Origin of the sequence: Flavobacterium sp. (assembly GCF_965277525.1) — a bacterium.
GTDB lineage: Bacteria > Bacteroidota > Bacteroidia > Flavobacteriales > Flavobacteriaceae > Flavobacterium.
In genome coordinates this window covers 120791-139179 of sequence record NZ_CBDIDC010000002.1, presented here as the reverse complement: position 1 = coordinate 139179, position 18389 = coordinate 120791, and the positions used below count along the sequence as shown (strand labels likewise).

The following is an 18389-nucleotide window of genomic DNA, read 5'->3' as shown; positions in this document are numbered from 1 at the left end:
AAATTTGAAAAAAGAATTCTAAAGGAATGCAAAAAAGGTTAAATTTCTTTTTGATTAAGATTTAACTTACCAATTTTAATAATATTAAAAATTAAGCTAAAAACGGATCCAATAAAATGGAAATTTAAACGCTCCTCCCTACTTATTTCCTTTAAATAATTTCGTAAAACCAGTCAAAAAAAATCATTTCTACCTGAAAGCAATAGAAACTTACAAAATACCACACTAGTTCCTCAGTCAATTACAACGCCAATTTAAGTCAAAAACAGATCTAAAATAACTGATTTAAAACGAGATAACTAAGCATAGATTTATAAAAAGGATCAAATTTACGAGTCCATAAAAAAGCACTTTAAAACTTACAAATAATTGATTTGAGAGCCATAACAACGGCGAAGAATGCGAAAACAATCAACAAATTAATAGATTTAATGTTAAATTTGTAATATTTAAACTATTATTTAAAATACTATTTAAAAAACTTCAAAATAAGATTAGGTAATTTAAATCTAATTGATTTTATTTGGTGCGAAATAACCCCTAAATCAATTAAATTCATTCGATGAAATCCTATTCAATCCAAGAAATCAACGAAGTTATAAATGGTGTAATTTACGGCACTACTTCGCAAAGCGTAACAGCGACAGAACAATTAGAAAAAGCTACAACTTCTGAAATTTCTTTTATAGGAAATAAAAAGTATGAGAAATTCTGGAAATTATCAAAAGCCTCTATTGCAGTTGTTAACGAAGATATTTCAATTGAGCCCGGAGACAATCGCGCCTTTATAAAGGTAAAAAATGCTGATTTGGCAATGTCTCAAATTTTAGCTCTTTTTGCTCCTCCTACTCCAATATTTCATAATAACATTCATAAATCTGCAACGGTTGACGAAACAGCCATAATTGGTAACGGTGCTCGAATTGGGGCGGGTTGTTATATTGGACCAAAAGTCGAAATTGGTGCAAATGCAACTATCTACCCTAATGTTACTATTCTGGACGAATGTACTATTGGAAAAAATACCATTATATGGTCAGGAACTGTCGTTCGTGAACGATGTCACATTGGTAATGACTGTATCATTCATCCTAATGCAACAATTGGTGCTGATGGATTTGGATTCCGCCCTTGTAGCGAAAAAGGTTTGGTTAAAATTCCGCAAATCGGAAATGTAATTATTGGAAATGGAGTTGAAATTGGCGCTAATACCTGCGTTGACCGCGGAAAATTTAGCTCAACCGTTCTTGGAGACGGGTGCAAAATTGACAATTTAGTTCAAATTGGACATAATAGTAAATTAGGTAAATTTTGTATTATGGCCGGGAATAGCGGTTTAGCAGGTTCTGTAACCTTAGGAAATGGTGTAATTATTGGCGGAAGCGCCTCGATAAAAGATCATACTACTATTGGTGATGGCGCTATCGTTGGTGCTGGTTCAGGTGTAATTGGAGATGTTGCTGCAGGAAAAACAATGTTAGGATATCCTGCTGTAGAAGCTCGTGATGCCCTAAAACAATGGGCCATTTTGAAACGAATGGTTTGCGATTCTAAAAAATAAAAATACTAACATATATCTATATATCAAAAACAGAAGTTCACTTCTGTTTTTTTTTGCTTATAACCAGACTAGAATCATTCCAAATTTAATTTTCAAAAATTCAAAATAGTCCCTTTATTTCTTCTTTTGAAATATATTAAATTTAGATTTCATCAACTTACTTTTATTTCATCACAAGAAGATATTTATTATGTGGGTTTCAATTGATTTTGTAAATTAGCCAACACTATTTTGTAAAAACAACAATATATCATGGATTTAAACTTCAATAAAAACGAAGATCACAATAAATTATTACTTTCTGATTTAAAACAAAGATTTGCCAAAGTAAAATTGGGCGGCGGCGAAAAACGTATCGAGAAATTGCATGCCGAAGGTAAAATGACAGCCCGCGAGCGTATTGCTTATTTGCTGGATGAAGGTTCAAAAAGTATTGAAATTGGAGGATTTGTTGGAGACGGAATGTACGCTGAACACGGTGGTTGTCCATCCGGAGGTGTTGTCATCAAAATAGGATATATAAGAGGTAAACAATGTATTGTTGTTGCCAATGATGCTACTGTAAAAGCAGGTGCCTGGTTTCCTATAACAGGAAAGAAAAACCTTCGTGCCCAGGAAATTGCCATGGAAAACAGACTGCCTATTATTTATTTAGTAGATAGCGCAGGTGTTTATTTACCGCTACAGGATGAAATTTTCCCGGATAAAGAACATTTTGGCCGCATCTTCAGAAACAATGCACAAATGAGCAGTATGGGAATCACTCAAATTGCTGCCGTAATGGGCAGTTGTGTGGCTGGTGGTGCTTACTTACCTATTATGAGCGACGAAGCCCTGATTGTAGATAAAACAGGAAGTATTTTTCTTGCGGGCAGCTATCTGGTAAAAGCAGCTATTGGAGAAAGTATCGACAATGAAACTTTAGGCGGTGCAACAACTCATTGTGAAATATCAGGTGTGACAGATTACAAAGCCAAAGATGATAAAGATGCCCTGGATAAGATAAAAAATATTGTAGACAAAATAGGTGATTATGACAAAGCTGGCTTTAGCCGAATCAAATCTGAAAAACCTGTCTTAGAGCCAAAAGATATTTACGGAATTTTACCAAAAGCCCGAAATGAACAATATGATATGATGGAAATCATCAATCGTTTGGTTGATAATTCAGAATTTGAAGCTTACAAAGATGGTTATGGTCAAACTATCATTGCGGGTTATGCCAGAATCGATGGCTGGGCTGTGGGAATTGTTGCCAACCAACGAAAAGTGGTAAAAACCAAAAAAGGTGAAATGCAGTTTGGCGGCGTGATATACTCAGATAGCGCTGATAAAGCCACCCGATTTATAGCCAATTGCAATCAGAAAAAAATTCCATTAGTATTCGTACAAGATGTTACCGGTTTCATGGTGGGATCAAAATCTGAACATGGCGGAATCATAAAAGATGGTGCTAAAATGGTGAATGCTGTCAGTAATTCAGTTGTTCCAAAATTTACTGTTATTGTAGGTAATTCTTACGGGGCAGGAAATTACGCCATGTGCGGAAAAGCATACGATCCCAGATTAATTTTTGCCTGGCCAAGTGCCGAACTTGCCGTTATGGGTGGAACGCAGGCTGCAAAAGTTTTGGCACAAATTGAAGCTTCTTCGCTTAAAGCAAAAGGAGAAATCGTAGACGAAGCCAAGGAAGCTGAATTATTTAATAAAATAAAGGCACGTTACGACGAACAAACTTCGCCTTATTATGCTGCTTCAAGATTATGGACAGATGCTATTATTGATCCTTTAGATACCCGCACCTGGATCTCAATGGGAATCGAAGCTGCCAACCACGCTCCTATTCAAAAAGCATTTAATCTGGGCGTTATACAGGTCTAGTTTTTCATAAAGTCACATAATACGTTAAAACATTAGCAGAAAACTCATTTTCAAGCCGTTAAAAACACTTATCTCATTAAAAATTAGTAACTTTATGTATAATTTTTAATAACGTAGTGTCATGGAAAATGTAAAAAAATTAAATAAATGGGCAAATGCGCACACTTATTTACCAGTAGATTTAGTACGCATCGTTTTGGGTGTTTTTTTATTTATGAAAGGAGTTTGGTTTATTACCAATATTCAGTATTTGCATGATTTAATTTCGCCAATTGATCAGTTTGGCGGCGGTATGTTTCTTATACATTACATAGCACCAGCCCATATGATTGGTGGTATTATGATCGTTTTTGGACTACTTACCCGTTGGGCAATTGCCGCTCAGTTGCCCATATTATTTGGGGCAATCCTAATTAATTTTATGGGACATATGCATTCGCAAAGCTTACTTTTGGCAATAGTAGTTCTTTTAGTTTGTATTTTCTTCCTATTTTATGGAAGTGGAAAACATTCAGCTGATTATTATTTCAAAATGCAAAAATAAACTGGTTTATCCTCAATACTCCTTTATTAAAATATTGAGGATAAATAATAACCACAATTTTAAAGTTAATTAATTCTTTAAAATTTCTTTAATTGTATTTTATGAGTTAAATTCGCCACCATGAATTGGATTCGTAAAACTGTCATTTTTGCATCACTTTTGATAATTGCTTTTTTTGCTGCTCAGGCAAATGAAGCTGTTATACCAATAAGCGAAACGCAAAAAACAGATACTAATTTTTCTATAGATCATGCCGATTCATTAGCTTTTATACAACCACAGGCAAGTTATCAATTTGCAGCAAATATAAAATCAAACCCTTCTGTCTTAACAAAATGGTTTGATGCAATATTGATGGTGATTCCACAGCACAAAGCAGTAAAATCAACATCAAACTTTGCAAATCAATTTGCAACACAGAGCAAAAAAGTACTTCTGATGCTCTATCCCTTCCATTTTTTCTGGTAGACGATTTATGAATTTTCAGTCAGGAGATCCTTTTTCCTGACCCGTTGACCTGTTTTCTATTCTGAAAATCGTGTCCTGTTTCATAATAATTTACCAAATTTAAAAAACACAATGGAAACAAGTGTAACCATAATTGGTATTGTGATTGCGATCATAGTAGCCATTCCAATTTATTTTTCAGCACGATCGAGCGCTGCAAACAAATCAAAAATTCTGAACATAAAAAAGAAGTTCAATCCAACACGTCCTGAAGAGTTCGATTTAACCGAATCCCAAAGCAACAAAACACTTACAATAGATCAGAAAAACAGAAGATTTATCCTGATGAATTTCAATCCCAATCAACAAGAATCTACTTATCTGGATCTAAAAAGTGTGTCTTCCTGTAAATTAGTTTTAACAACCGAAGGGCCTTCAGACACCATTGTTAAAATTGACTTTGAATTTCAGGAAAAAGAAAGTCAAAAAAAAATCACAATACCATTCTATGATTTCGATGATGACCGTATCAAACAGATAAGTGTTTATCAAGATCATCAGTTTGCAAAAAAATGGCATAAAATCATCCAGGATTCTATTTCACGTTAATTATTTAATTCAGGAAAGAGGCTCATTATGAGTCTCTTTTTTTTGGTCAATACATGATATTTGTCATTTTCCGTCTAGCCCATAAATTCTAATTTTGAATTATACAAAATCCGACTTTATGAAAATCTCACTGACTCAAAAGTACAATGTCCCAGGTCCAAGATATACGAGTTATCCAACAGTTCCGTATTGGAATGAAAGCGATTTCACTGACCAAAAATGGATAGCGTCATTTCAGAAAGCATTTTCAGAAAGTAATTCAGTAAACGGAATTAGTTTATATATTCATCTCCCGTTTTGCGAAAGCATGTGTACCTTTTGTGGTTGCAATAAACGTATTACAAAAAATCACTCCGTAGAGGAAACTTATATAAAAGCAGTTTTAAAAGAATGGGACTTATATTGTAAATTACTCCCGGCAAAACCCCTTATAAAAGAAATCCATTTAGGCGGAGGAACTCCAACTTTTTTTTCTACAAGCAATTTAGAACACCTTATAAATGGTATCCTTTCTAAAGCCGGGAAAGCTAAAAACTATGAATTTAGTTTTGAAGGTCATCCTAACAATACTACTTACGAACAACTTAAAAAGTTATATGATTTAGGCTTTCGCAGGGTCAGTTTTGGTGTTCAGGATTATGCTGAAAAAGTTCAAAAAGCAATTCACAGAATCCAGCCTTTTCATAATGTTGCAAAAGTAACTTTTTGGGCAAAAGAAATTGGTTATACATCAATAGGTCACGATATTATTTTTGGGTTACCTTTTCAAACTATTGAAAATGTAATTGATACTGTTGAAAAAACAAATTCTTTAAAACCGGATCGTCTGGCTTTTTACAGCTACGCTCATGTGCCATGGATAAAAGGCAACGGACAACGTGGATTTAATGATGAAAACCTGCCAAAAGACGCTGAAAAAAGAAAATTATATGAAACCGGAAAGCAAATGCTTTCCAAAAATGGTTATCACGAAATTGGTATGGATCATTTTGCTTTAGCATCAGACAGTTTATACAAAGCAACAACAGACAAAGAATTACATCGAAACTTCATGGGGTATAGTGCCTCAAAAACACAACTTATGATTGGTCTGGGTGTTTCTTCTATTGGTGATAGCTGGTATAGCTTTGCACAAAACACAAAAATTATAGAAGAGTACTATGAATTATTAGAACAAAATCAATTACCAGTTGTAAAAGGTCATATTCTAAACCATGAAGATTTAATTATTAGAAAACACATCTTAAACCTAACATGTGAATTTGAAACTTCCTGGAGTAACGAAGCACTTTACTTTAAAGAAATCCCAACTATTTTAGAAGACCTAAAAGAAATAGAAAAAGATCAGTTAATTATAATTGAAGATCATAAAATCAAAATTACCGATGCAGGAAGACCCTTTGTTCGCAATATCTGTATGGCTTTTGATTTGCATTTAAAAAGAAAATCACCGGAAACTAATTTATTTTCGATGACAGTTTAATGGCAATTAGGAGTTCCCTGAACAAACAGACTTATATTTGACGGAGAAATATAAGGAATGCCTAAACCTAGTCCTCTAAGGATAAATAAAACCCCAATTAGAACCGCTACATACGGAATTGCTTTTTGGATTTTATTTCTAAAAGGTAACTTTAATAATGAATGCACATAAACCACTATTGTCATCAAAGGTACAGTTCCCAATCCGAACAGTATCATATACAAAACACCTAATCCGGCACTTTGCATGGCTATTGCACCAAATAAAGCAACATACACCATTCCGCAAGGCAAAAAACCATTTAATAATCCTATTGTAAAAAGCGATTGATAGGTTTTCTTCTTAAATTCATTTCCCAGACTTGATTTTATTCGGGAAATGATTCTATAAACCGGTTTTGAAAAATTATATTTAGAAAAAACCTTTTCAGGAACCAACACTACAATAATCATGGCTATACCAATAAATATAGACATTTTCTGTTGTAGCCCTGCCAGAAAAAAACCTCTTCCCAATAATCCAAAAATTAATCCGATTGTTGCATATGCTGTCAATCTCCCTAAATGATAGGTGATAATCTGAGTCACTTTTTTAGCTTCATTCTGATGATCTACAGGCAGCATCATAGCGATTGGACCGCACATCCCGATACAGTGCAAACTACTAATTAAGCCAAATATGAAAGCTGAGTACAACATTTGTTTTGTTTTTTTGCTACAGATTAATTGATTAAAAATGATTATTAAACCTTTTGTGTTTTCAATTAGATAGTGACAATTTAATTATGTAGTCCCAATGGGACATTTTTCAGATATGGCTTGATTTTTTACCGATATTTAAATCCTAACGGATTATCCATAGAGATTACATGTCCACCATCGTTTTCTCCCAAAAAAATCGATGCAAACATATATTCAACCAATTAATTCACATAAATCACTTCTTTCGAAAGGTATTTTGTTCCTTTATATTCCCATTCCATATTAACGTCCCAACGCCCTTTAATTAACTTTTTTTGTGGAATAAGCAAAGATGAATTGGTCAAAGCAATTTGGGTATCAAAATCAAATTTCTTGTTTGAAGGTCTGTACAGTAATATGTTCCCCTTTACTTTATCACTTTCAAAAGTCGTTGGAAAAGCTATTTTCACACCATTTTCACTATACGAAATAGAAGGCTTGTGCTGTAAGTCATGCGCGTTTTGAATTCGGGCCATTTCGTCCTGAAAATGTGAATCATGTTTATAGTACTCTTCAACAACTAAATCATTGTCATACTTACTGTTGGACTGTACTTCAAAAACAAAATATAATATAAAAGTCATAAACAATGCAAATGCAATGACAATTCCGGTTCCCCAATTGATTTTCATAATATTTTTTTTTACTAATTAAAACTTCTTGGCCCTAAAAAATTTGTTGTGGTGGTTTCCAGCAATTCCTTGCCATTATAAACCCCAATTTTTACTTTGGTTTTATCACTTTCCAGAAGAGCTTCATCAATTTCGATAAATAATGTCCCTTGCGAAATACCCTCTTTTATTACTTTGAAATGTTGTTTTCCCACATTTTTAATACTGCCTTTTTGATCAATCAATTCAAAATGGATATCGTTATAATCCTTCATCGTTTTATTGACAATCTTGTAGGTATAAACATTACTGATTTTATCTCCTTTATGCTGAAATAGCTGCCCCGGCAAACGTAAAATAACAGCCTGAACATCCGTTCTCAAAAATAACATTCCAACAAAAACAGTTAGCAGAATAAATAAAACAGCTGTATAACCTTTCATTCTTGTGGTAAACTTAAAAGGTGCTTTTTTAGCAATTTCATCCTCAGAAGCATATCGAATAAGTCCCTTTGGTAAACCGACACTATCCATAATAGTATCGCATTCACCAATACAAGCAGTACAATTAGTGCATTCTAGCTGCGTTCCGTTTCTGATATCAATTCCCATTGGACAAACATGTACGCACTGGTGACAATCGATACAATCTCCTTTTCCTGTCGCCGCCCTATCCTCTTTTTTATTGAATTTTGCACGACCGGCTTCTTTTTCTCCGCGTACAAAATCATACGCCACGTTTATCGATTTATTATCTAAAAGCACTCCTTGCAATCTTCCGTACGGACAAGCAATAATACAAACCTGTTCACGAAACCAAACAAAAACAAAATAGAAAATGCCTGTAAAAATAAGAAGCGCAATAAAATTACTAGCTTGTTCTACCGGTCCCTGTTCAATCATTAAAAATAGCTGATCACTACCTACTAAATAAGCCAAAAATACATTGGCTATACCAAACGAGATTAGAAAAAAGATCGTCCATTTAACAATTCTCTTCCGAATTTTCTCCGCGTTCCATTCTTGTCTTGCTAATCGTATTTGAGCACCACGATCACCATCAATCCAGTATTCGATTCGGCGAAAAACCATTTCCAAAAAGATCGTCTGCGGACAAATCCAGCCACAAAAAATTCTTCCAAATACAACTGTAAACAAAATAATAAAAACAATACCAACGAGCATTGAGATTACAAAAAGATAAAAATCCTGTGGCCAAAATGGAAATCCAAAAATATTAAAACGACGTTCTAAAACATTGAACATCATAAACTGATTTCCATTTACTTTTATAAACGGATTGGCAATTAAAATAGCCAATAAAATATAGCTGACTATTTTTCTGTACTCATAGAATTTACCAGACGGTTTTTTAGGGAAAATAAATTTTCGATTACCCCCTTCATCAATAGTTCCGATGGTATCTCTAAAAGCTTCGTCTGGTAAATTTGACATGATTTGTTGTAATTATTTTTTAACTTCAGTACTATCTTTTGTTGTACTTGCTGTGGTATCTTTAGTTGGAGCAGTTTCATCAACCCAAACTTCACCTTCCGGCTCTTTTGGATCTTTTGGATTACTTCCTTGCAGCGATAGAATATAACTTGCTACTTTTTGAATTTCTTTAGGTTTTAAGGTTCCTTTCCAGGCAATCATTCCTTTACCATCACGACCTCCATTGGTTATAGTATGAAACAGGTTTTTGATTCCTCCGCCTAAGATCCAACGATTATCAGTAAGGTTTGGACCAATTTGTCCACCGGCATCAGCACGGTGACAAGCAGCACAATTGGTTGTAAATATCTCCTTACCTGCTGCTAAGCTTTCAGGATCTGTCAATAAAACAACCGTTTTTTCATCCATCAAATCCGGCGCTGTTTTAAGGTATTCATCTACATCTATTTTTGCCTGGGCCATTTCTTTTTTAAGCTCCATTTCCTGATCATCTCCACCAAAAACTTCATAACGGGCAAAATAAACTACTCCAAAAACAATACAGACATAAAACAAATACACCCACCAAGGTGGCAAATTATTATCAAGCTCCTTGATTCCGTCATAATCATGATCCATCAACAACTCACCTTCTTTTTCGATAGGTTGTGTTTTGGTAAGCTTGTGCATTAAATCTTTATACCAGTTACTTTCTGTTAAGCTCAAACTATTTTCATACTCTAATTTTGCTTTTTCTTCCGGCGACATCAATTGGTACATAATGTGATTAACCGCACTTAATGTAATTTCGATGGCAATCAAAATAAACAGAAATACAAACAAAAAGACCGAAACCATTGGATACTTGATAAAAGCCGGTCTGTCGCCTGAATCTATAAAGTACTCCATCAAAGCAAAAACGATGAAGAAAATCACGGGTACTCTTACATATACTGGGAAAAACTTTTTCATTTTAAATATCTTTTGAAATTATAATAACTCCTTCATCTAAAGGTATTTCACTCATTTCCTGAATTTTTTCTTTTTTATATGAAAATACCCAAAAGCCTAATCCCACAAAAAAGAAAAAGAAAATCAAGAGAGAAAGTATCGGGTAAATGGCTATACCCGAAATATTCTCCATATTGTGTTTTATTTGTTCAAACATAATGTTGTTATTTAGAAGTCTCTTTTACTTTAATATCGGTTCCCAGTCTTTGTATATAAGCAATCAAAGCTACAATTTCCCTCTCGTTCATCGGAATGAATTTTTCGCCTTTTGCCGCTGCTTTTTTCTTGCTTTGCTCATAACTTTTTACAAAGTCAGGATCATTTTCTAAGCTTTTTTCGATTGCAATAGCCTGAGTTCTTAATGTTTTTTGAGCATTTGCTACTTCAGCTTCCGTATAAGGAACACCCAGTGTAACCATCGCCTGCATTTTCTTTTGAGTCAGGGATATATCCATTGGTTTATTATCAAATAACCATTTATAACCTGGCATAATAGAACCGGCAGAAATACTTTGTGGATTCCAGAAATGGTTAAAATGCCAATTGTCATTATACTTTCCTCCTACTCTTAATAAATCCGGACCTGTACGTTTTGATCCCCAAAGGAATGGATGGTCATAAACAAACTCACCCGCTTTTGATTGTGGTCCATAACGTTCCACCTCACTTCTGAAAGGACGAACTGACTGGGAGTGACATCCCACACAACCTTCTCTTATGTATAGATCACGGCCTTCAAGTTCTAAGGGTGAATAAGGCTTAACACTTGAAATGGTTGGGATATTCGATTTAACCATAATTGTGGGTACAATTTGAATAATACCTCCAATTAAAATTGCAATTGTTGCTAAAATGGTCAACTGAATTGGTTTTCTTTCTAACCAGCTATGAAATTTTTCGCCTTTAAGCCTACTGTTACTTATTCGCTGTAAAGCCGGAGCCTGAGCTAATTCATCTTCGATTGTATCACCAGCTCTAACTGTCATTATAATGTTATACACCAACGTAAACATTCCGATTAAATACAAAGTACCTCCAATAGCTCTCATCCAGTACAATGGCATAATTGCAGTAACCGTTTCAAGGAAATTACCATAGGTTAATGTACCGTCCGGATTAAATTGTTTCCACATTGATGCTTGCTGAAAACCAGCCACATACATTGGAAGTGTATACAGAATGATTCCTAATGTACCGATCCAGAAATGGAAATTTGCTAATTTTTTAGAAAATAATGTACTTTTGGTCATTCGGGGAATCAACCAATAGATAATACCAAAAGACATAAATCCGTTCCAGGCCAAAGCCCCTACGTGTACGTGTGCAATAATCCAGTCTGTGTAATGCGCAATAGCGTTTACATTTTTCAGAGAAAGCATTGGTCCTTCAAAAGTCGCCATTCCGTAACCGGTAATAGCAACTACAAAGAATTTCAAAACAGGTTCTTCACGAACTTTATCCCAGGCCCCTCTTAAAGTTAAAAGTCCGTTGATCATACCCCCCCAAGACGGAGCAATAAGCATTACAGAAAATGCAACACCTAAATTTTGAGCCCAGTTGGGTAAAGCCGAATATAATAAGTGGTGAGGACCCGCCCAGATATAAATAAAGATCAAAGACCAAAAGTGAATAATGGATAACCTGTAAGAGTAAATAGGACGATTAGCTACTTTTGGAACAAAGTAATACATCAATCCTAAGAATGGGGTTGTAAGGAAAAATGCAACCGCATTATGTCCGTACCACCATTGTACCAGCGCATCCTGAACACCTGCATACACGGAGTAACTTTTTAAAGCAGACACCGGAATTTCGATATTATTAAAAATATGCAAAACCGCTACGGTAACAAATGTAGCCAGGTAAAACCAAATGGCAACATATAAGTGACGCTCTCTACGGCGTAACATTGTACCAATCATATTGATTCCCATTACGACCCAAATAAGAGCGATAGCAATGTCAATTGGCCACTCTAATTCAGCATATTCTTTTGAAGAAGTATAGCCTAACGGCAATGTAATTGCAGCTGCAACAATAATAAGCTGCCAGCCCCAAAAATGCACGTTACTTAAAAAATCACTAAACATTCTGGCTTTTAGCAATCGCTGAAGGGAATAATACATCCCTGCAAAAAAAGCGTTTCCAACGAATGCAAAAATAACAGCATTGGTATGCAAAGGCCTTAATCGGCCATAGCTAAGCCACGAAATACCATCTGTCATGTTGGGAAAAAGGTACATAACTGCTAAAGTTAGCCCTACTAACATACCAACTACTCCAAAGAGAATAGTGGCGTAAATGAATTTTTTTACAATTTTGTTGTCGTAATAAAACTGTTCCATTTCCATAATTATACTTGTTTTTCTTCTGTTTTTGATTTATTGTTTTGGGGAGTAATTTTAGTCTCATCGTCAAAAAGCATTCTGACTGAGGGTGTATAATCATCATCATATTGTCCCGATTTGACAGCGACAATAAAAGCAATGAAGAAACAAATTGCGACGAAAATACTTACTGAAATTAACAGATAAATGACACTCATACCCTTAAATTTATGTTAACAAAATTACTAGGTTACTGGCTGTTAAAATATGATAATTATCATATGAGAAGACTTATGTTAAATTTATAAAAAAATTATCTTGTTTTATTTATAATTACTTTAAATTACTATTAATGAAATAGTTAGACATAAAAGTAACAAAACTAACGATTGTGATCGTACTTAAAGGCATAATGATGGCCGCCACTAAAGGAAGTAAATTGCCTGTAACAGCAAAAGAGAGGCCTATGACATTGTAAAGGAGTGATAAAACGAAACTCATTTTGATTATTGTAATCGATTTTTGTGATAACTTTAAGAAATAATCAAGCCTTGAGAACTCTGAAGCATCTAAAATAGCATCACAAGCCGGGGAAAAAACATTGACATTTTCAGAGACGGAAATTCCAACATTACTTTGAGCAAGAGCCCCGGCATCATTGAGCCCATCGCCAACCATCATTACATTCTGTCCCTGATCTTGCAGTTTTTTAATAAAATCAAGTTTTTGTTCTGGTTTTTGATTAAAAATCAGTTCTGTTCCCAACGGCAAAATAGATTGAAGACTTGCTCTTTCTCCGTCGTTATCGCCGGAAAGAACCTTTATTTGATAGCTTTTACTCAAATTAACAAACAACTTTTCTAAGCCTTCACGGTATTGATTCTGAAAAGTAAACTTTCCATAATACATGGCATCAATTTTAATATGAAGCGCAGTCTTTTCAATTTCAGATGAATCTAAACCTGGACTTCCAACGAATTCAGCAGAACCAATCCTGATCGTTTTATTTTGAGCAGATGCTAAAATTCCTTTTCCTGTTATTTCCTGAAAATCCTCAATTTTAATTTTCTTCGTTTCAGACATAAAATCATACAACATACGACTCAATGGGTGATTGGAAGCCCGAAGGACATTTTTGATAAGAGTATAATCTTCCTCAGAAAGAATATTTCCTTCATACGAAATATTTGATTTTTTATTGGTAGTTATTGTTCCGGTCTTATCAAAAACTATTGTATTTACTTTAGCTAATTGTTCAATTACCAATGCATTTTTAAGATACATTTTTTGCTTGCCCATAATTCTTAAAATATTTCCAAAAGTAAATGGTGCTGTCAGGGCCAGCGCACAAGGACACGCTACAATTAAAACTGCGGTAAAAACATTAAAAGCAATATTTGCATCAATAAATATCCAGTAGCCAAAACCTGCAAAAGCAATTAGTAATAATATAGGAGTAAAATAACGACTTATCGCATCTGTAATTGTTTTATGTTTTTGAAATACCTTTTTCTGAAAAATTTCATTACTCCATAATTGCGTCAGATAACTTTGTGAAACGGAATGTAGTACTTCCATCTCAATTACTTTTCCTATTTGTTTGCCGCCCGCAAAAACTTTATCTCCGGATTTTTTAGTAATCGGAACAGCTTCGCCGGTGACAAAGCTATAATCGATTTCAGCCTTTTCACTAATCAAAATACCGTCTACAGGAATTAACTCCTGATTTCTGATCAATAACCTATTGCCCTTTTGAACATCATAAATAGGGACACTTTCTTCTGATAAATCCAAATTAATTCTGGTAACTGCAATGGGAAAATACGACTTGAAATCTCTTTCGAAGCTTAAGAAACTATAGGTTTTAATCTGGAACATTTTTCCAAGTAACATAAAGAATACTAGACCTGTTAAGCTGTCAAAAAAACCTGATCCGTAATTCATTACAATGTCAAAAGTACTGCGGAAAAACATCACAATTATCCCTAAGGCAATGGGAATATCAATGTTTAACATCTTAGATTTTATACTCTTATAAGCTGAAACATAATAATCGCTCGCGGAGTATAAAAAACTGGGTAATGCTAAAAGGAAAATTAAAATTCTAAAAAAAGGTTTGTAATTATCCAGCCAAAATTCTTTGATCTCGAAATATTCAGGAAAAGACAATAGCATGATATTTCCAAAACAAAAGAATGCTACACCTAATTTATAAGTTAGTGTTCGATCTACATTTGCCTTGCCTGTTTCATAGTTTTCTAAACTAATATAAGGTTCATAGCCAATTGAACTTAACATGTAAACAATAGTCTTCAAGGAAACAAGATCTGAACTGAAGGTAATGCGAACACTTTTCTCAGGAAAATTAACCTGGGAAATACTTATACCGGGCTGTATTCTATTTAGATTTTCAAGAATCCAAATACAAGAACTACAATGAATATGAGGAATATTTAAGGATACAATAGCCGTATTTCCTTCTTGAAACGCTAAAACTTTTGACAAAATAACCTCGTTGTCTAAAAAGTCATATTTACCCTGAATGTCTTGTGGAGTAGCTCCCGGAGATTTTTCAAAATCATAATAGCAGGTCAAATCATGAAGACTAAAAATTTCGTAAACGGTTTTACATCCTTTACAACAAAACTTTTTTTCATCAAAATTGATTTCTTCATTTTTAACAATGGTTAACCCACAATGAAAACAACTCTGCTCACTCATAAAATTTGTTTTTTTTTGATACAACAAATGTTAAAAAAACGAGAGATTATAAAAATGATATTTATCATGTAATAATAAAAACCGAATCCTAAATTTAGCGAAATAAATCGGCAAATTGAAATAATAGCTTTTTTCTGCGTATTTTCAGGAATAATAGCACCTTTCAATGCGAATATTGGTTAATTTTGCAAATAAATAATTTTTGCCATGAGTAAATGTGATCAATGCATCGTTCGACAACTTTCTTCCCTTAAAGCACTTAATAAGGATGAGGTTGTACAATTGGCTAATAGTAAGACTACCTATAAAATTAAAAAGGGGGAATCCATTTTTGAAGAAGGTGAAGTAACTAATGGCGTTTTTTGTATAAAAGATGGTGTTGGAAAACTTTCTAAATTAAGTGCAAACGGTAAAGACCAGATTGTAAAACTGGTACAATCAGGGGAACTTTTAGGACAACGTTCAATGATTAGTAATGAACCTGCAAACTTATCTGCAAAAGCTGTCGCGGATATGGAGGTTTGTTTTATTCCTAAAACAGAAATTTTACATTTCTTCAACAACAACAATCAGTTCTCAATGAATTTGATGCAATCTGTTTGTGAAGATCTAAAAGAATCTGAAAACAATAAAATCGCTTTGGTTCAAAAAACGGTGAAGCAACGTTTAGCCGAAACCTTATTGCAATTACACCACGCTTTTGGCGAAAATGACGATAAAACCCTGAAAGTTCAACTTACAAGAGAAGAATTAGCCGGGATAATTGGTACGGCTACAGAAAGTTGCATAAGATTATTATCTGACTTTAATAAACTGGAATTAATTGAATTAGCAGGTAAAAAAATTGTGCTTAAAAACATTAAAGCTTTGAAAAAAATGGGCGAATAAATTATAATTTTTTAGCTTCGTTCCAGAATACATCCATTTCGGCTAAGGTCATATCCATCAATGGTTTTCCTAATTCGCCGGCTTTGCCTTCAAGATATTGAAAACGCTTAATGAATTTTTTATTGGTACGTTCTAAAGCATCTTCCGGATTTACATTTAGAAATCGGGCATAATTTATCATCGAAAATAAGACATCACCAAATTCAGCTTCAATTTTATCCTGATCACCTGATTTGACTTCTACTTGTAATTCTTCTAACTCTTCCTGAACTTTATCCCAAACCTGGTGCCGTTCTTCCCAGTCAAAACCAACGCCTTTTACTTTATCCTGAATTCGGCTTGCTTTTACCAAGGCTGGTAAACTTCTTGGTACGCCCTCTAAAACTGACTTTTTACCTTCTTTAAGTTTTAGCTTTTCCCAATTTTGTTTTACTTCTTCCTCATCCTTCACTACTGTATCACTATAGATATGAGGATGACGATGAATTAGTTTTTCACAAATTTCGTTGCAGACATCAGCGATGTCAAAATTATTTGTTTCCGAGCCTATTTTTGCATAAAAAACAATATGCAATAACAAATCACCCAGTTCTTTTTTTACTTCATTCAAATCATTATCTAAAATAGCATCTCCCAATTCGTAAGTCTCTTCAATGGTCAGGTGCCTGAGGGTTTGCAAAGTTTGCTTTTTATCCCAAGGGCATTGTTCACGAAGTTCATCCATGATAATTAATAATCTTTCGAAAGCTTTAAGTTGAAGTTCCTTGCTCATTTTTGATCTTTTTTAATTGTAATCGAGTAGTGTTGTAAAAGTAAAAAATCCTGCTAAGAAAACATCTTAACAGGATTAATATATTTGAAAGTAAAATAACTACTATTCTTCTTTTTTAGCTTTTTCTTTTTTAGCAGCCGGAGCTTTCTTTGGTTTTTCTTCAACAACCGGAGTTTCTTCTGTAGTTTCAGCAGGAGCCGGAGCTAAATCTGTTACCAAGCCTTTTGCCTGAAGTGTATTGTACCAGTTTAATACTTTTTTAATATCAGAAGGGTATACTCTTTCTTCGTCGTATTCAGGTAAAATTTCTTTAAAATAAGCTGATAATTTAGCATTATCTTCTTTATGAGAAATAGCCTGACCTTTGTCTTCTTTAACAGCAATACGCTGCATTACCTCAGTCAATGGTTTTTCTCCTTCGTAAGTGTAAATTGATATTTCTGACAATAAACTTACATTACTTTTTAAGTTAACAGTAATTTTTTTTCCGTCTGTTAATGACTCTGCCACAAAACCTGTACGAGTTTGCACTTTCAATACATATAAACCTGGTTTCCCAGAAATGGCTAAAATTTTCTCTAAATTCATGTTTATTAAAATTAGTATTAAGAATTTGATTTATTATATTTTTATTGATTCTAATTTCTCAGATCAATTATCTCCCTTTTTTAGCCGCAGCAAATTTCATTCTGTATTCCTGAAATGTTTTGCCTTCGGTAATATTTTTTAATTTCTTTTGAATCAGACGTTTTTTCAAAGATGATATTTTATCTGTAAACAAAACGCCTTCAATATGGTCATATTCATGCTGAATAACTCTTGCGATCAAACCATCAAAAACCTCTGTTTTCATTACAAAATCTTCTTCGCAATATTCTATCGTAACGGTTGGTTTTCTATAAACATCTTCACGAACGTCCGGAATACTCAGGCAACCTTCGTTAAAACTCCACTCCTCGCCTTCTTCTTTAACAATCTTAGCATTGATAAAAGTTTTCTTGAAACCTTTTAAGTCTTTTTGCTCGTCTGACGGTAAATCATCATCATCACTAAAAGGAGTCGTATCAATAATAAATAAACGAATCGGCATACCAACTTGCGGCGCAGCAAGTCCTACTCCGTAAGCATTGTACATCGTCTCGTACATATTTGCTATTGTTTCTTTTAAGTTTGGATATTCCGGCGTAATTGCCTCACCCACTTTTCTTAAAACAGGATCACCGTATCCTACAATTGGTAAAATCATTTGTATTAATTTAATGTATTATCTACTGAAAACACCTGAATTTTGTTCTCATAATTCAGCTGGCAAAAATAGTAAAAAATAGTCAATGAATAATTCTAAAGATATATTATATCGC

At 34.0% G+C, this 18389-nt stretch carries 18 protein-coding genes; 7 read left to right on the top strand and 11 right to left on the bottom strand.

The features are described 5' to 3' along the window. The first annotated feature begins 562 nt into the window (after positions 1–562). The 6 genes from lpxD (at position 563) to hemN (ending at position 6525) form a co-directional block, all read left to right on the top strand. A complete protein-coding gene (gene lpxD / locus ACQY44_RS02795; protein ID WP_428228907.1) occupies positions 563–1561 on the top strand; it encodes a UDP-3-O-(3-hydroxymyristoyl)glucosamine N-acyltransferase in 999 nt (332 codons plus the stop codon). A gap of 252 nt (positions 1562–1813) precedes the next feature. Further along, positions 1814–3442, top strand: a complete 1629-nt coding sequence (locus ACQY44_RS02790) for an acyl-CoA carboxylase subunit beta (protein WP_428228906.1) — start codon at positions 1814–1816, stop codon at positions 3440–3442. Between the two features lie 121 nt (positions 3443–3563). Further along, on the top strand, positions 3564–3986 hold the full coding sequence (locus ACQY44_RS02785) for a DoxX family protein (RefSeq protein WP_428228905.1): 423 nt from the start codon (positions 3564–3566) through the stop codon (positions 3984–3986). A 120-nt stretch (positions 3987–4106) separates the two neighbouring features. Next, positions 4107–4454 carry a hypothetical protein gene (locus tag ACQY44_RS02780; protein ID WP_428228904.1) on the top strand — a complete coding sequence of 116 codons (348 nt, stop codon included), beginning with the start codon at positions 4107–4109 and terminating at the stop codon, positions 4452–4454. Between the two features lie 111 nt (positions 4455–4565). Beyond that, positions 4566–5042, top strand: coding sequence for a hypothetical protein (locus ACQY44_RS02775; RefSeq protein ID WP_428228903.1), 477 nt, complete (start codon positions 4566–4568; stop codon positions 5040–5042). 118 nt (positions 5043–5160) lie between these two features. Beyond that, complete coding sequence (gene hemN, locus ACQY44_RS02770; RefSeq protein ID WP_428228902.1) at positions 5161–6525, top strand: oxygen-independent coproporphyrinogen III oxidase; 1365 nt, start codon at positions 5161–5163, stop codon at positions 6523–6525. Here the strand turns inward: hemN and ACQY44_RS02765 are convergent. From ACQY44_RS02765 to ACQY44_RS02730, 8 genes are all read right to left on the bottom strand, one after another. Then, on the bottom strand, positions 6522–7223 hold the full coding sequence (locus ACQY44_RS02765) for a sulfite exporter TauE/SafE family protein (protein WP_428228901.1): 702 nt from the start codon (positions 7221–7223) through the stop codon (positions 6522–6524). The genes hemN and ACQY44_RS02765 overlap by 4 nt on opposite strands. 224 nt (positions 7224–7447) lie before the next feature. Beyond that, on the bottom strand, positions 7448–7897 hold the full coding sequence (locus ACQY44_RS02760) for a FixH family protein (protein ID WP_428228900.1): 450 nt from the start codon (positions 7895–7897) through the stop codon (positions 7448–7450). 14 nt (positions 7898–7911) lie between these two features. After that, positions 7912–9330, bottom strand: a complete 1419-nt coding sequence (gene ccoG / locus ACQY44_RS02755; protein WP_428228899.1) for a cytochrome c oxidase accessory protein CcoG — start codon at positions 9328–9330, stop codon at positions 7912–7914. Between the two features lie 12 nt (positions 9331–9342). Next, the gene (locus ACQY44_RS02750; RefSeq protein ID WP_428228898.1) at positions 9343–10281 is read right to left on the bottom strand and encodes a cbb3-type cytochrome c oxidase N-terminal domain-containing protein; all 939 of its coding nucleotides are present in this window, start codon (positions 10279–10281) and stop codon (positions 9343–9345) included. Position 10282: 1 nt separating this feature from the next. Continuing rightward, positions 10283–10477: a CcoQ/FixQ family Cbb3-type cytochrome c oxidase assembly chaperone gene (locus tag ACQY44_RS02745; RefSeq protein WP_428228897.1), complete on the bottom strand. Its 195-nt coding sequence runs from the start codon at positions 10475–10477 to the stop codon at positions 10283–10285. Positions 10478–10484: 7 nt separating this feature from the next. After that, positions 10485–12671, bottom strand: a complete 2187-nt coding sequence (ccoN, locus tag ACQY44_RS02740) for a cytochrome-c oxidase, cbb3-type subunit I (RefSeq protein WP_428228896.1) — start codon at positions 12669–12671, stop codon at positions 10485–10487. Positions 12672–12673: 2 nt separating this feature from the next. After that, positions 12674–12865 (bottom strand): cbb3-type cytochrome oxidase assembly protein CcoS, encoded by a 192-nt coding sequence (gene ccoS, locus ACQY44_RS02735; protein ID WP_428228895.1) that lies wholly within the window; start codon positions 12863–12865, stop codon positions 12674–12676. Between the two features lie 115 nt (positions 12866–12980). After that, positions 12981–15368 (bottom strand): heavy metal translocating P-type ATPase, encoded by a 2388-nt coding sequence (locus tag ACQY44_RS02730; protein ID WP_428228894.1) that lies wholly within the window; start codon positions 15366–15368, stop codon positions 12981–12983. A gap of 207 nt (positions 15369–15575) precedes the next feature. On the opposite strand from ACQY44_RS02730, the gene ACQY44_RS02725 reads away from it, so the two are divergent. Further along, a complete protein-coding gene (locus ACQY44_RS02725) occupies positions 15576–16256 on the top strand; it encodes a Crp/Fnr family transcriptional regulator (RefSeq protein WP_428228893.1) in 681 nt (226 codons plus the stop codon). A gap of 1 nt (position 16257) precedes the next feature. Here the strand turns inward: ACQY44_RS02725 and mazG are convergent, their stop codons facing one another. From mazG to def, 3 genes are all read right to left on the bottom strand, one after another. Next, a complete protein-coding gene (gene mazG / locus ACQY44_RS02720) occupies positions 16258–17028 on the bottom strand; it encodes a nucleoside triphosphate pyrophosphohydrolase (protein ID WP_428228892.1) in 771 nt (256 codons plus the stop codon). 102 nt (positions 17029–17130) lie between these two features. After that, positions 17131–17616: a DUF5606 domain-containing protein gene (locus ACQY44_RS02715; protein WP_428228891.1), complete on the bottom strand. Its 486-nt coding sequence runs from the start codon at positions 17614–17616 to the stop codon at positions 17131–17133. A 67-nt stretch (positions 17617–17683) separates the two neighbouring features. Then, positions 17684–18274 carry a peptide deformylase gene (gene def, locus ACQY44_RS02710; RefSeq protein WP_428228890.1) on the bottom strand — a complete coding sequence of 197 codons (591 nt, stop codon included), beginning with the start codon at positions 18272–18274 and terminating at the stop codon, positions 17684–17686. Positions 18275–18389: the final 115 nt, after the last annotated feature.